This window comes from Streptomyces sp. (genome assembly GCF_036566765.1).
Classification (GTDB): Bacteria; Actinomycetota; Actinomycetes; order Streptomycetales; family Streptomycetaceae; genus Streptomyces.
Window position 1 is genome coordinate 1 of record NZ_DATCVQ010000553.1, and the last position, 13263, is coordinate 13263.

The 13263-nt window shown below is 73.6% G+C and carries 12 protein-coding genes; 6 read left to right on the forward strand and 6 right to left on the reverse strand.

From position 1 onward, the window contains the following. The 3 genes from VIU94_RS31900 to VIU94_RS31910 form a co-directional block, all read left to right on the forward strand. A partial coding sequence (locus tag VIU94_RS31900; RefSeq protein WP_331916750.1) for a BamB-related PQQ repeat family beta-propellar protein occupies positions 1–1194 on the forward strand: 1194 nt, incomplete at its 5' end. A gap of 70 nt (positions 1195–1264) precedes the next feature. Next, a complete protein-coding gene (locus VIU94_RS31905) occupies positions 1265–1843 on the forward strand; it encodes a hypothetical protein (RefSeq protein ID WP_331916752.1) in 579 nt (192 codons plus the stop codon). Between the two features lie 69 nt (positions 1844–1912). Further along, positions 1913–2425: a hypothetical protein gene (locus VIU94_RS31910; protein ID WP_331916754.1), complete on the forward strand. Its 513-nt coding sequence runs from the start codon at positions 1913–1915 to the stop codon at positions 2423–2425. A gap of 20 nt (positions 2426–2445) precedes the next feature. Here VIU94_RS31910 and VIU94_RS31915 read toward each other — a convergent pair whose 3' ends face one another. The 3 genes from VIU94_RS31915 to VIU94_RS31925 are packed head-to-tail and all read right to left on the reverse strand — an operon-like array spanning position 2446 to position 4832. Beyond that, positions 2446–3246, reverse strand: coding sequence for an enoyl-CoA hydratase/isomerase family protein (locus tag VIU94_RS31915; RefSeq protein ID WP_331916756.1), 801 nt, complete (start codon positions 3244–3246; stop codon positions 2446–2448). Further along, entirely contained in the window at positions 3243–3680 is a 438-nt protein-coding gene (locus VIU94_RS31920; protein WP_331916758.1) for a Zn-ribbon domain-containing OB-fold protein, read from the reverse strand. The genes VIU94_RS31915 and VIU94_RS31920 overlap by 4 nt, the downstream gene beginning before the upstream one ends. A gap of 9 nt (positions 3681–3689) precedes the next feature. Beyond that, a complete protein-coding gene (locus tag VIU94_RS31925; protein ID WP_331916760.1) occupies positions 3690–4832 on the reverse strand; it encodes a lipid-transfer protein in 1143 nt (380 codons plus the stop codon). An 83-nt stretch (positions 4833–4915) separates the two neighbouring features. On the opposite strand from VIU94_RS31925, the gene VIU94_RS31930 reads away from it, so the two are divergent. After that, entirely contained in the window at positions 4916–6466 is a 1551-nt protein-coding gene (locus VIU94_RS31930; protein ID WP_331916762.1) for a FadD3 family acyl-CoA ligase, read from the forward strand. A gap of 7 nt (positions 6467–6473) precedes the next feature. Here the strand turns inward: VIU94_RS31930 and VIU94_RS31935 are convergent, their stop codons facing one another. Beyond that, positions 6474–7907 carry a DUF2079 domain-containing protein gene (locus VIU94_RS31935; RefSeq protein ID WP_331916764.1) on the reverse strand — a complete coding sequence of 478 codons (1434 nt, stop codon included), beginning with the start codon at positions 7905–7907 and terminating at the stop codon, positions 6474–6476. A 95-nt stretch (positions 7908–8002) separates the two neighbouring features. Here VIU94_RS31935 and VIU94_RS31940 point away from each other — a divergent pair, with 95 nt between their 5' ends. Continuing rightward, positions 8003–8677: a response regulator transcription factor gene (locus VIU94_RS31940; protein WP_331916766.1), complete on the forward strand. Its 675-nt coding sequence runs from the start codon at positions 8003–8005 to the stop codon at positions 8675–8677. After that, positions 8670–10979 carry a sensor histidine kinase gene (locus tag VIU94_RS31945; protein WP_331916768.1) on the forward strand — a complete coding sequence of 770 codons (2310 nt, stop codon included), beginning with the start codon at positions 8670–8672 and terminating at the stop codon, positions 10977–10979. Before VIU94_RS31940 ends, VIU94_RS31945 begins: the two co-directional genes overlap by 8 nt. Here the strand turns inward: VIU94_RS31945 and VIU94_RS31950 are convergent. Both VIU94_RS31950 and VIU94_RS31955 read right to left on the reverse strand, forming a co-directional pair. Further along, positions 10967–12229, reverse strand: a complete 1263-nt coding sequence (locus VIU94_RS31950) for a cytochrome P450 (RefSeq protein WP_331916770.1) — start codon at positions 12227–12229, stop codon at positions 10967–10969. The two genes, VIU94_RS31945 and VIU94_RS31950, sit on opposite strands and share 13 nt — an antisense overlap. A 90-nt stretch (positions 12230–12319) precedes the next feature. Continuing rightward, on the reverse strand, positions 12320–13243 hold the full coding sequence (locus tag VIU94_RS31955; RefSeq protein ID WP_331916772.1) for a hypothetical protein: 924 nt from the start codon (positions 13241–13243) through the stop codon (positions 12320–12322). Between the last annotated feature and the right edge of the window lie 20 nt (positions 13244–13263).

Consider the following 13263-nt stretch of genomic DNA (forward strand, 5'->3'; position numbering starts at 1 on the left):
CGCCCGCTTCCCGCTCCGGCGCGGCCTGCGGCCCCGCCGGCCCCGCCGGAGCCCGGGCACTGGCGGCCCTGGCGGTTCCGCATGTCGAACGACGTCTGGGGCACCCCGGTCGTCGACGGCGACCTGCTCTACGTCACCTCCTTCGAGGTGCACGCGCTGGACACGGGGAGCGGCCGCCGCCAGTTCAAGACGCGCGACGTGGCCTGGTCGATGGCCGTCGCCCAGGGCCGCATCCACGCCTCCGACGGGCCGACGCTGTACGCGCTCGACGCCACCGACGGCAGCGAGCGCTGGCGGCTGCAGACGGAGGCCTGGGTGTACTCGCTCCAGGTCGACCGGGGCACGGTCGTCACCGGCACCCGCGGCGGCGGCGTGCAGGGCTGGGAGGCGTCCAACGGAGCGAAGCTCTGGGAGCTCACCGGGGCGCAGACCGACTTCGAGACCCCCGAGGCCGGTCCGGCGGTGCACGGCGACACGGTGTACGTGTGGCGGGACTCGCGCCTCCAGGCGCTGGACGCGCGGACCGGTTCCGAGCGCTGGTCGTACCCGATCGGCGACGCCGCGTCCTGCGGGAACGTGCCGGTTCGGGTGGCCCCGGCGGAGGACGGCTGCGTGTACGTGGCGGCCGGCACCCGGGTGCTGTCCATCGACATCGCGGGCGGGCACGTCCGCTGGCACTTCGAGGCCCCCGCGGTCTTCCTCTCCCCGCCCGCGTTCGCGCCGGGCCCGGCTGTGACCGGCGGCGGGGTGTACCTGGCGGACTACCTCGGCACGGTGTACGCGCTCGACGCGACGACCGGCCAGGACCGCTGGCGGATCGCGACCGAGCAGCGTCAGTCGGGCGAGCCGGTGCTCGTGGAGGCGGGCAATGTGCACGTCGGCAGCGGCAGCGCGCTGTACACGCTGGACGCGGTCACGGGCACGCCGAAGTGGCGGTTCCCGGCGGGCGGCGAGATCACCGGCAGCCCGGTCGTGGCCGACGGCCGACTGCACTTCGGCTCCGCGGACCACGTCCTGTACACGCTGGACGCGGCCGGCGGCCAGCTCCGCTGGAAGCTGGCCACCGGCGGCGAGATCACCGGCTCACCGGTGGCTGAGAACGGCGTCGTCTATGCCTGCAGCAAGGACCGCTGCGTCTACGCCCTGGACGCGGTGAAGGGCACGGCGACGGGGCGGGGCTCGGCGCGGGGGTGACGTCCCCGGCGGCCCCTGCCGCGGCGCTAGGGTGGCGCGGACACGACAGAAGGCGAAGGGGCGGTTTGCGGTGAAGGCTGGGCGACGGCTGCGGTTCTCGGCGGTGCTTGTGGTGGTCGTGCTGGCGCTGACCGGCTTTCAGACGGGCAAGAGCAGCGGCGGCAGCGGCGGTAAGAGCCGCAGCGGCAGCGGCGGCAAGAGCAGCAGCGGCGGGGGCGGCGGCTGCTCCAGCTCCAAGAAGAAGAACCACGACTACGACTACGACGACGACAGCGGCAGCAGCAGCGGCTCCGACTCGTACTCCTCCGGCGGCTCCACCCCGACCCCCACCGCCACCGCCACCTCCTCCGCGCCCGTGGACGTCGTGGTCGTGGACTGTGTGAAATTTGCGCAGAAGAAGCGCAAGGGCCGGCCGGGCCGGAAGGCGGACACCACCGCGAGCGTCCGGATGACCTCGCGGGCGGCGGTCACCGAGACCTTCCGCGTTGAGCTGGAGTTTCAGGACGCGGGCGGCATGGAGTGGGACACGGGGTCGAAGGCCGTCACCCTCGATCCGGGCGAGACCAAGACCTTCGACGTGCCGATGGACTCGCCGAGCATGGTCGACCGGGTGCGCACCTGTGCGATCGAGGGCGTCACGGTCCAGTAGGGTGACGTGCGCCCGTCAATTCGGGCGCATCCACCTCGCACACTCCACACATTCAACGGGGGTTGAAGCGTGAAGCTTCGTCATGTCCGTGCCCTTGCCGTCTTCGGTATCGCCCTGGTCGCGCTCACCGGCGCCCGCGGATCCCACGGCGCCAGCTGCGGCGGCGGCCACAGCTCCGGCAGCAGCTCCAGCTCCAGCGGCGGCTCCGACAGCAGCAGCTCCAGCGGCGGTTCGTCCACCAGCGGGGTGACGTCCGGCGGCGTCACCGGCGGCAGCTCGGCGCGGAAGGCCGAGCGGGACGTCCGCATCGACGAGTGCGCGATGAGCGCGGACGGCAAGAACCTGGTCGCCAAGCTGACCGTCACCAACAGCGACTCGATCCCGTACCTCTACGACGTCACGATGCAGTTCAAGGGCGACACCGGGTCCAGCGCCAACCTGGCGATGGCGAAGGTCGAGGACCTGAAGGTGGAGGCCGGCGCGTCGAAGTCGGCCGAGGCCACCACCCCGTACACGGGCCAGGGCAACGGCTCCGAGTACACCAAGTGCGTCGTCGTCTCCGCGGACCGCACCCTCGGCTGAGGCGCCGCCACGCCCCCGGCTCACCGAAGCCGGAAGCCGGTGCCCGCGCCCCCGCCCCGCCCCGTGAACAGCTCCGCCTGCCGCTCCGGCGGCAGGTTGCCGAGCGTGACGAGGTGCGGGGCGTGGGCGAGGGCCGCGGCTCGCGCCGCCTCCTTCGTCGACCAGAGCGCCCGGACCGTGCCCTGCACCGCCTCCGTCGGGTACGAGGCGACGACGGCCGCGGCCGCCCGGGCGGCGGCGAGCGCCCCGCCGGTCTCGGTCACCTCGCTGACCAGGCCCGTCTCGTACGCGCGGTGCGCGGAGACCCGTTCGGCCGTGCCCATCAGGGCCATTCGGGCGACTTCCCCGAACGGCATCCGCTGCGCCATGTGGATGGTCTCGAAGGCGGAGACCATGCCGTAGGTCGTGTGCGGGTCGAAGAAGCTCGCGTCCCGCCCGGCGATCACGAACTCCGCCTCGCCGAGCAGGTAGAACGCCCCGCCGCAGGCCATCCCCTCCACCGCCGCGACCACCGGCTTCCACAGGTCGTTCGCCTTGGGCCCGATCGCGAGCAGCGGATCGTCGATCGTGTACGGAGACGAGGGCTGCGGGACCTCCGTGGCGGCCGTGCGGTCGATGCCGGTGCAGAAGGCCCGACCGCCCGCGCCGGTGACGACGATCGCGCGGATCTCGTCCTCGTACCGGAAGCCCCGCCACACCTCGCCGAGCTCGCGCGCCATCTCCAGGGTGATCGCGTTGTGCTTCTCGGCCCGGTCCAGGGTGACGACCGCGACCCCGGACTCCTTGTCCCGCTCGACGGCGATACCGCTCGGGGCGCTCACCCGCGCTCCAGCAGCCAGCGAGGCACGGTCACCCCGTCGACCTCGGCGAACGCCGCCTTCACCGCCGCCCCGATCCGCAGCCGTGCCGGGTCCACCGAGTTCAGCGGCGCGTCCGGCGCGGCCACCACGTTGCCGACCAGCCGGATGCGGGGCGCTTCGAGGAGTTCGACGAGGACCGCGTTGTACGGGGCCTGGGCGGCGTACTCGGGAAGCAGCGGCGGGTGCGGGATCACGTACGACCAGATCCGGCCCCGGCCGGACATCAGCCGCCACTCGCTGTCGAAGGATCCGCAGTGCGGGCAGCAGGGCCGGGGCGGGAAGCGCAGCTCGCCGCAGTCGGGGGCGGCGCAGGCCTGGATGCGCAGCTCGCCTCGGGCCGCGTACTCCCAGAACGGCGCGCCGTCCTCGTCGACGACCGGTGTCAGCAGGCTCATGGAAGCTTCTCAACTCCTCAGCAGGATGGCCGATGTGGGGACGCCCTCGCCGGCGGTGACGAGGCAGGTCGCGGCGTCCGGGACCTGGGCGGTGGACGCGCCGCGGAGCTGCTTGACGCCCTCGTTGATGAGGTTGAAGCCGTGCACGTACGCCTCGGAGAGGCCGCCGCCGCCGGTGTTGAGGGGGAGCAGGCCGCCGATCTCCAGCGCGCCGCCCTCGGTGAACGCGCCGCCCTCGCCGCGCCCGCAGAATCCGTACCCCTCCAGGGAGAGCGGGATGAGCGGGGTGAACGCGTCGTAGATCTGGGCGACGTCGACGTCCTGCGGGCCGAAGTCGGCCTGCTTCCACAGGTGTCGGGCGGCGGTCCAGGCGGGTCCGGTGAGCGGGTCGTCGTTCCAGTAGTTGACCATGCCGTGGTGCTGGGCGGGCAGGCCCTGGGCGGCGGAGTGCACGTACACGGGCTTCTGCCGGCAGTCGCGGGCGCGCTCGGCGGAGACGATCACGCAGGCCAGCGCCCCGTCGGTCTCCAGGCAGTTGTCGAAGAGGCAGAGCGGTTCGCTGATCCAGCGGGCGGTCATGTACATCTCGCGGGTCAGCGGCCGCTCGTACATGATCGCGGCGGGGTTCTGGTTGGCGCGGTTGCGGCAGGCGAGGGCGACGTTGAAGAGATGGTCGCGGGTGGCCCCGTACTCGTGCATGTAGCGGCGGGCCAGCATGCCGATCTCGTCGGAGGGCCGGAGCAGACCGAAGGGGCGGGTCCATTGGCCGGGCGTCGGCAGCTGAACGGCCGTGTTCTTCCACGGTCTCGGTCCGCTGCCGCGCTTGCGGGAGCGCCAGGCGACGCCGACGCCTGCCTGCCCGGTCGCGATCGCGGCGGCGAGGTGTCCGACGGTGGCGCAGGATCCGCCGCCGCCGTACCCCACCTTGCTGAAGAAGGTGACGTCGCCGGCCCCGATCGCCTTGGCGACCTCGACCTCGTCGGTCTCCTCCATCGTGTACGAGGCGAAGGCGTCGACCTCGGAGGGGGCGATGCCGGCGTCGTCGAGGGCGGCCAGGATCGCCCGGCAGGCCAGGGTCTTCTCCGACTCGGGGAGTTGTTTCGCGAACGGGGTCTGTCCGATCCCGACGATGGCCGTGGCGTCCTTGAGCACTGCAACCTCCCCGATCGCCGATGCTGACAGCGCGTCAGGCTACAGCTAATCTGACGGACAGTCAGCTCTTTGGAGGGGTGCAGATGCGCGGCGACCTGGAGTGGGGCTCGATACCGAGGCTGGTGCGCTCGGCGGCGCAGCGGTACGGGACACAGGAGGCGGTCGTCGAGGGCCGCACCCGCGTCTCGTACGCCGAGCTGGGCGAACGCGTCGAACGCGCCGCCGCCGCGTGCATGGCGGCGGGCGTCCGGTCCGGCGACCGGGTCGCGATCTGGGCCCCGAACACCCTCGACTGGATCGTCTCGGCGCTGGGCGCGGTGACGGCGGGCGCGGTGCTTGTCCCGCTGAACACCCGCTTCAAGGGCGCGGAGGCGGCGTACGTGCTGAACCGCTCGCGGGCGCGGCTGCTGTTCATCACGGGCACGTTCCTGGGCACCTCGTACGTGGCGTCCCTGCGCCGGGCGGGGGTCGAACTCCCGGACCTGGAGCGGGTGGTGGTGCTCGGGGACACCGCGCCGGACGACTACACCACCTGGAAGGACTTCCTGGCGGAGGGCGAGTCGGTGTCCGCGCAGGAGGTCCGGGCGCGGGCGGACGCGGTCGAGTCCTCGGCCCCCTCGGACATCGTCTACACCTCCGGGACGACCGGCCGCCCGAAGGGCGCGGTGATCAGCCACGCGCAGACGCTGCGGTGCTACGACGTGTGGGCGGAGCTGGCGGGCCTGCGGCAGGGGGACCGGTATCTGATCGTGAACCCGTTCTTCCACACCTTCGGCTACAAGGCCGGCATCATCGCCTGCCTGACGCGGGGCGCGGTGATGATCCCGCAGCCGGTGTTCAACGTGGACACGGTGCTCGCGAACATCGCGTCGGAGCGCGTCTCGGTACTGCCCGGCCCGCCGACCCTGCACCAGTCCCTGCTCGACCACCCAACCCGCTCCACGTACGACCTGTCGGCGCTCAGGCTGGTGGTGACCGGCGCGGCGGTGGTGCCGCTGCGGCTCGTGGAGCGGCTGCGCGGGGAGCTGGGCGTGGGCACGGTCCTGACGGCGTACGGACTGTCCGAGGCGAGCGGCATCGTCACGATGTGCCGGCGGGGCGACGCGGCCGAGGTCATCGCCACGACCTCCGGCCGCCCGATCCCCGACACGGAGGTCCGCCTGTCCGAGGCGGGCGAGATCCTGGTCCGCGGCCACCACGTGATGAGCGGCTACTTCGAGGACGCGGAGGAGACGGCCCGGACGATCGACGCGGACGGCTGGCTGCACACGGGCGACGTGGGCGTGCTCGACGAGGCGGGCAACCTGCGGATCACCGACCGCATCAAGGACATGTTCATCGTCGGCGGCTTCAACGCGTACCCCGCGGAGATCGAGCAACTCCTGGGCCTCCACCCCGACATCGCCGACGTCGCGGTCATCGGCGTCCCGGACCCGAGGCTGGGCGAGGTCGGCAAGGCGTACGCGGTCCGGCGTGCGGGGGCGACGCTGACGGCGGACGACCTGATCGCCTGGTCACGGCGGGAGATGGCGAACTACAAGGTCCCGAGGGAGGTCGAGTTCGTGACGGAGCTTCCGAGGAACGCGAGCGGGAAGGTGACGAAGGGCGAGCTGCGGGCGCGGTCGGGCGCCTGACGCGAGGCTACGGCGACGCGGGCGCGCGGGTGAGGACGATGATGCCGCTCTCCTCCCGCACTCGCCGCCAGCCGAGCTCCTCCGCCCGCCGGACGACGGCGTCCACGGCGCCCCAGGGGAACGGGTCCGTCCGGTCGGCCACGATCCACTCCAGCTCCGGGCGGCGTTCGAGGACCCCGTCCGCGACGAGATGCGCCCGGGTGCGGTCGGTCAGATGCGGCACGAGGCTGTTGCTCGCCGCCACCGGTGCGCCGTCCGGCACGAGCCGCAGTGCCGCGCGGGCGGCGGCCTCCCGCGAGTCCTCCTGCCAGAAGCCGGGCCGCGCCAGGTCGCTCAGGGGCTGCGCCGGCAGCATCACGAGGGCGACGGCCAGCGGGACGGCGAGCGGCAGTCGCGCCCCTCGTCGCAGCGCGTCGATCAGGGCGGCCAAGGCCACCGGCGCGAGGACGGCCGAGTAGTGCAGGCCGGGCCCCCAGTAGGCCGGGTTGGACGAGGTGAACCGCCATGCCAGGGTGGGCAGCAGCAGGAGCGCGAGAGGGCTGCGCAGCACCAGGCCGCCGGTGGCGGCGAGCAGCGCGACCAGGGTCTCCGACTTCACCGGCCAGCCGTCGAGGACGCCGTACGGCTGGGCCTGGTCCAGGTATCCGTACCGGCCGTCCGGCGCCAGGGCTGGGAGCACCGCGCACACGATGACGACCGAACCCACGGCGGCGAACGCGCACAGCGCCAGCCCGACCTGGCGGTTCCGGCGGTGTCGGCGATTCCGGTGCACCAGCAGCAGTCCGAACACGAAGGCCGTCGCGCCCAGGTCCTCCTTCACGAGCAGCAGGGCGCCGGCCCAGCAGGCGGCGGCCCGAGGCCGGTCGTCGAGATGGGCGCGGCAGGCCAGCGCCAGCAACGGCACCGCGAACGCCACCTCGTGGAAGTCGAAGCCGACGAGCTGCTGCACGCCCCAGCACAGGCCCGCGGCGGTGCCGACGGCCATCGGCGCGAACCGCAGCTCTGGCAGCTGCCGTTGGGCCGTGCGCGCGATCACGTACACGGACAGGGCGACCAGCCCCGCCTGCGCCACCAGCAGGGTCTCGACGTGCGGCGCGAGCCGGTAGAACGGGGCGAGCACGGCCAGTACGGGATGGAAGTGGTCGCCCAGCAGCGGGAACGCGTCGGCGGTGAAGCCGGGCGGGGCGGTCGCCGTACGGATCTCCGAGGCCGGCGCGCGGCCCTCGGCGTACGCGCGCACCGCCTGTCCGAAGATCCCCAGGTCGTAGCCGGTCGTCCGGAACCGGGCGTGCTCGCGCAGCGCGTACGCCGTGTACAGGGCGAAGAAGACGGCGGCGAGCAGAGCGGGGGCGGTGCGCGGCGCGGTCCGACGCGTGGTGCGGGGCGCGGTCTTCGCGGCCTTCGTCGTGGCGGTGCGTGCGGGAGCGGGAAGCGTGAGCATGCCGAGGACCCTCGGCGAGGGCGGCTGAAGACCGCCTGAAGGAGGCTGAGGATTTCCTCAGCCGCACGTCCGGCGCGCGGGCGATACTCGGCCGCATGCGCCTACTGGTGATCGAGGACGAGGAACGGATCGCCGCCTCGCTGCGGCGCGGCCTGTCGGCCGTCGGCTACACCGTCGACGTGGCCCACGACGGCGTCACCGGGCTGCACTTGGCTCGTGAGCACCGCTACGCGGCGGTCCTGCTCGACATCATGCTGCCCGGCCTCAACGGCTACCAGGTCTGCTCCCGGCTCCGCGCCGAGGACAACGACGTGCCGGTGATGATGCTGACGGCGAAGAACGGCGAGTACGACGAGGCCGAGGGCCTGGACACCGGAGCCGACGACTACCTGGCGAAGCCGTTCTCGTACGTCGTCCTGGAGGCCCGGCTGCGGGCGCTGCTGCGCCGGGGCGGGGCCCGCGCCCGCACGCTTCTGGAGTGCGGGGACCTCTGGCTCGACCCCGCCCGCCGGACCTGTGGGCGAGGGGAGACCGTCGTCCGGCTGACGCCGAAGGAGTTCGCCGTGCTGCAGTGCCTGATGGCGCGCGCGGACGAGGTGGTGCCGACGCTGGACGTCCTGGACACGGTGTGGTCGGCGGACTTCACCGGCGACCCGAACATCGTGCACGTCTACATCCGCGCCGTACGGAAGAAGATCGACACGCCGTTCGGGCGGGAGACGATCGAGACGGTGCGCGGGGCGGGATACCGGGTGGTGGGCCGTGGGTGAGCGGGCGCGCCGGTACGGCCCGGTGTGGGCGGCGGGGCTCGTGGCGGCGCTGGTCGTGCTGGTGGCGGTGTGCTGGCTGGAGTACGCGGACGGGAAGGCGGGCCCGCGCTCGCCGGTGATGGCCGTGCTCGCCCGCGACAACCGCGTCGGCCCGCAGATCGAGCTGATCACGGGCGGCGGCGCCCTGGCGGGGGCGCTGTGCGTCGCCGCCGCCTGCTGGTGGGCGGGCGGGGCCCACCCCCGGCCCGTTCGCCAGCGGACGGCGGTGGTCGCGGGGGCGGTCTCGGGCGCCCTGTTCACCACGTACTGCGCGTGGCTCAGGACGGAGAACGAGATCAAGCCGTGGCTCGTGGCCGAGGAGGCTCTTCGCTGGGGCCTGGCGTGCATCGGCCCGTCGGCCGGCCTGCTGACGGCGGCGGCCGTGTGGACGGCGCTCGGACGGGGCGGCGGCGGGCTGTCCTTCCGGGGCCGTCTGGTCCTCGCGGCGGCCGGCACCACGGGCGCCCTCTCCCTGGGCGGGGTCGTGCTGCTCCGCCAGGCCCAGCTCACCTGGCAGGACGCCGACTCGATCTTCTGGATCGCGATGACCACCGGGGTGCCGCTGATCTCCCTGTTCACCGGGGCGCTCGTGCACGTCTCGGTGGCGCGCGCCCTGCGCCCGGTCGAGGCGATCCGGCGCGAACTCGCCGACATCACCGGCCAGTCGCTGGACCGCCGAGTCCCGGTGCCGCCGACGCAGGACGCGATCGCGCGCCTCGCCCGCACCACGAACGACACGCTCGACCGCCTGGAGCAGGCGTCGGCGCGGCAGCAGCAGTTCGTGGCCGACGCGGCCCACGAGCTGCGCAGTCCGCTGGCCGCCCTGCGCGCCCAGCTCGAATCGGCGCTCCGGCACCCGGACTCGGTCGTCTGGCCGGCCGTCGTGGCGGACGCCGCCGCCGACGTCGTCCGGCTCCAGGCGCTGGCCGACGACCTTCTGCTCCTGGCGAGCCTGGACGGCGCCCGGCACCTGGGCCCGGCGGCGGAGCCGGTCGACCTGGCGGCGCTCGCGGAGGACCTGGTCCGCGAGCACCAGCACCTCCCGGACACGGGCCGGCTCCGGCTCACCTGCGCGGCTCCCGCCCCGGCCTTCGTCGACGGCAGCGCGGCGCAGCTGGAGCGGCTGGTGCGGAACCTCCTCGGCAACGCCTGCCGCCACGCGACGGCGATGGTCGACGTGACGGTCCGCGTGGCCGACGGGGCGGTCGTCCTGGAGGTCCGCGACGACGGCCCGGGCATTCCGCCCGCCGACCGCGCCCGTGTCTTCGACCGCTTCACCCGCCTCGACGAGTCCCGCACCCGCACGGCGGGCGGCGCGGGCCTCGGCCTCCCGATAGCCCGCGACCTGGCCACCCGCCACGGCGGCACGCTGGTGATCGCGTCGACGGAGAGGGGCGCCCATCTGGTGGCGAGTCTCCCGGCGAGCCGGGAGCGGGCGGAGACGCGGGGTGCGCAACCAACTCCCGTAGCCGGTACGTCATATGAGGTGTTCCTGCGCGTTCCCTTCGGACTCTGGAGCTGTCAGGTGTCGTCGCCGTCGCCGTCGCCGGAAATACCCCTGGACCTCACGCCCCAGCAGGCCGCCGTCGGGGTGGGTCTGACGCTCACCCTGCCGAGCGGCCCCGCCCATGTGGACATCCCGCCGGGCGCCCGCGACGGCGACCTCGTCCGGGTCGCCGTCCCCGGAGGGGAGGCGCTGGTGCGGATCCGGATCACAGGCGGCCGGCCGGCGGCGCAGAAGTCCGGGGCGCTCGGGTATCTGGTGACGCTGGGCGTGGTGGGCGCCGTGATCGCCGCGCTCGTGCTGACGAACGGCTCGGACGAGGACGGTGAGACGTCCGCGTACCCGTCGTCGTCCCCGACGTACGCGTCCTCCTACGAGCCGCCGCCGGACCCGTCGACGGACGCCCCGACCTCGGACCCCGTCAGCACTCCGACGACCGACGAGCCCGTCACCGAGGAGCCCGTCTCCACCCCGACGACCGAGGACGCGCCGGACCCGTACGACGCGGGCGCCTGCCTCAACGGATCCCTCCCGACCTCCGATACGGCCCAGAGCGTCAGCGACGTGGACGAGGTCCCCTGCTCGGCCTCCGACGCCCACTACAAGGTGATCCAGACGATCCCGTTCACCTCGGACATGAACCGCTGCCGGAACAATCCGAGGACCCAGTACGCCTTCTCGTACCGCTACACGATGAACGGCACGACGATCAACGAGTACGTGTACTGCCTGGTGGGCCTGGGCTCCTACGCCCGCTGAATCGTGGCGCGCACCGGCCCGTCGGGGTGGACGGTGATGTCGAAGGCGGGTCCGGGGCGGTCGTGGAGCCGGGGGACGAAGGCGGGGAGGAGTCGTTCGAGGAGGACGCCCGCCTCGCGGAGGGCGAACTGCGCGCCGAGGCAGGCGCGGGGGCCGAGGCCGAAGGGGTAGTAGGTCCCGTGCCCGGCGGGGCGGCGGTCGGCGTCCAGGAATCGCTCGGGGCGGAAGGCGTCGGGGTCGGGCCACAGGGACGGGTCCCGGTGGGTGAAGTACGGACTGGTGAGGATGAGATCACCGGCGTCGACGCGGTACCCGGCGAGGACGTCGTCCTCCAGGGCGTGGCGGGGCATCAGCCAGGCCACCGGATAGAGCCGCAGCGTCTCGCTGACGAGGGCCTGGACGCCGTCGGACTTGCGGTCGAGCGCCCAGGCGCGCCGGTCCGGATGGGCGTCGAGGAGCAGGTACAGCCAGGCGAGCGTGGACGCGGTGGTCTCGTGGCCGGCGAAGAGCAGGGTGACGAGCTCGTCGCGGATCAGCCGCTCGGTGTAGTGGTGGGCGTGCTCGGCGTCGAGCAGGACGTGCAGCAGCGCCGGGCCGCCGGGGGCGTTCCGGGCGTCGGCGATCACCCGTTCCACGACGGCGTCGATGCGGGCGACGTCGGCGGAGAGGTCCGGTGGCGCGTCGCCGGGCCGGGGCACGACGGGCAGTGAGGCGAGGACGGTGTCGACGGCCCGCAGTTCGTCGTACGTCTCCGGGGTCACGGCGTGGCCGGTCAGGCAGCGCCAGATGACGTCGAGCGAGTAGAACCGCAGGTCGGCGGCGATGTCGCGGACCTCGCCCGAGCGGGCGGCGTCGTTCCAGAGGCGCGCGGTCCGCTCGGCGGCGTCGGCGATGGCCTGGTCGTACCGGCGGATCCCCTGCCCGGTGAAGTGCCGCTGGAGCAGCCGCCGCTGCGTCCGCCACGCCTCGCCGGACGCGGTGAGGACCCCGTCCCCGAGGAGCGGGGCGAGCCGGTGGGAGCGCTTGACGTACCGGTCGGGGTGCAGGGCGAGCACGTGGTGCACGGCCTCGGGGAGGCTGACGAGCACGGCGTTCGCCGCCCCGAACGGAACCCGGGCGACGGGCCCGAGCGCGCGGACCTCCTCGAGGAGTTCGACCACCGGCCCGCCGCCCGCCTGCCACGCGGCGACGAGCTCCGGGGCGAGGGCGGGCGGGGCGTGGACCTCTGCGGCCGACTGATCGAACGTCACGGTGCTGCCTCCATCGTCACGGTGCTGCCTCCATCAGGACGGGGATCCGCTCCGACCATGCCCACGGAGGCCCGGAGAAACCACCGCCCGTCAGTGGAAGCCGTCCAGGGCGCGGCGCAGCGGGTAGCCGGGGCCGAAGTGCAGTGCGTTGCGCAGGACGTCCGCGGGGTCGACGGCGCGGGCCCGGCGCTTGTGCGGCTGGTGGGTGAAGGGGATGCCGGACCAGGGATTGTCCGGGTGGTGGTGGCTGCCTCGCGGGGCGCCCGGCTCGACCGCCCAGTACAGCCAGACGGAGTCGCGGTGGCGGCGGACGACCTCCCCGAGGTACCAGACGGCGCCGGCGCGGAAGGGCGCGTCCGGGTCGGCGTCGAAGGCGGCCTCGGTGGGGTAGCGGGCGCGCAGGACACGGTCCAGCAGGTCGAGGCTCCCGGGGCCGAAGTCCCAGGCCCCGGCGCCGCCGGGCGCCCCGGTCTCCGCGGCCCAGGCGGGGAACGCGGACTGCCGGTCGTCCAGCCATCGGGTGAGCCACGGGTCCTCGGGCTGCGGGCCGATCGGGTCCAGCGGGGAGCGCTCCTTGACCGGCCGGTACTCCGGGTCGGTCCTCCGCAGGGCCGCGACCGCGTCGGCGAGCGCCTCCCGCTCGCGCGCGAACACCTCGCCCGACTGCTCGGCGAGGGCGACGTCGATCAGGACGCCGACGTGCAGGGGCTCCAGGGCGAGCGCGGGATCGGGGCGGACCACGGGCTCACCGGAGTCGGGGTCGACGTCCCACCGGCCGCCGCAGACGTCCATCAGGATCTCCCCGGCGTACCCCGTCGCCGCCCGGCGGAACCAGGGGTCCGCGCCCTCGTCGAGCACGAACCGCTCCAGAGCGGACAGCGACTCCGGGCTGTAGTCGAACGGGAAGCCGTCGGGCAGGCCGTCCTGTTCGAGCCGGCCGACGAGCACCTGGAGGTCGTCCAGCCACGCGTCGAGGAGCTGTGCGCGGGTGGGGGAGCGGTCGGACTCGTCCATGCCGGGCAGCCTACGCGCCG

What these genes read in the sequence shown, in the direction of transcription:
- VIU94_RS31920 (WP_331916758.1), bottom strand. Translation starts at nt 3,680, where the DNA reads ATGAGCCTGCTGACACCGGTCGTCGACGAGGACGGCGCGCCGTTCTGG.
- VIU94_RS31940 (WP_331916766.1), top strand. Translation starts at nt 8,003, where the DNA reads ATGCGCCTACTGGTGATCGAGGACGAGGAACGGATCGCCGCCTCGCTG.
- VIU94_RS31935 (WP_331916764.1), bottom strand. Translation starts at nt 7,907, where the DNA reads ATGCTCACGCTTCCCGCTCCCGCACGCACCGCCACGACGAAGGCCGCG.
- VIU94_RS31930 (WP_331916762.1), top strand. Translation starts at nt 4,916, where the DNA reads ATGCGCGGCGACCTGGAGTGGGGCTCGATACCGAGGCTGGTGCGCTCG.
- VIU94_RS31955 (WP_331916772.1), bottom strand. Translation starts at nt 13,243, where the DNA reads ATGGACGAGTCCGACCGCTCCCCCACCCGCGCACAGCTCCTCGACGCG.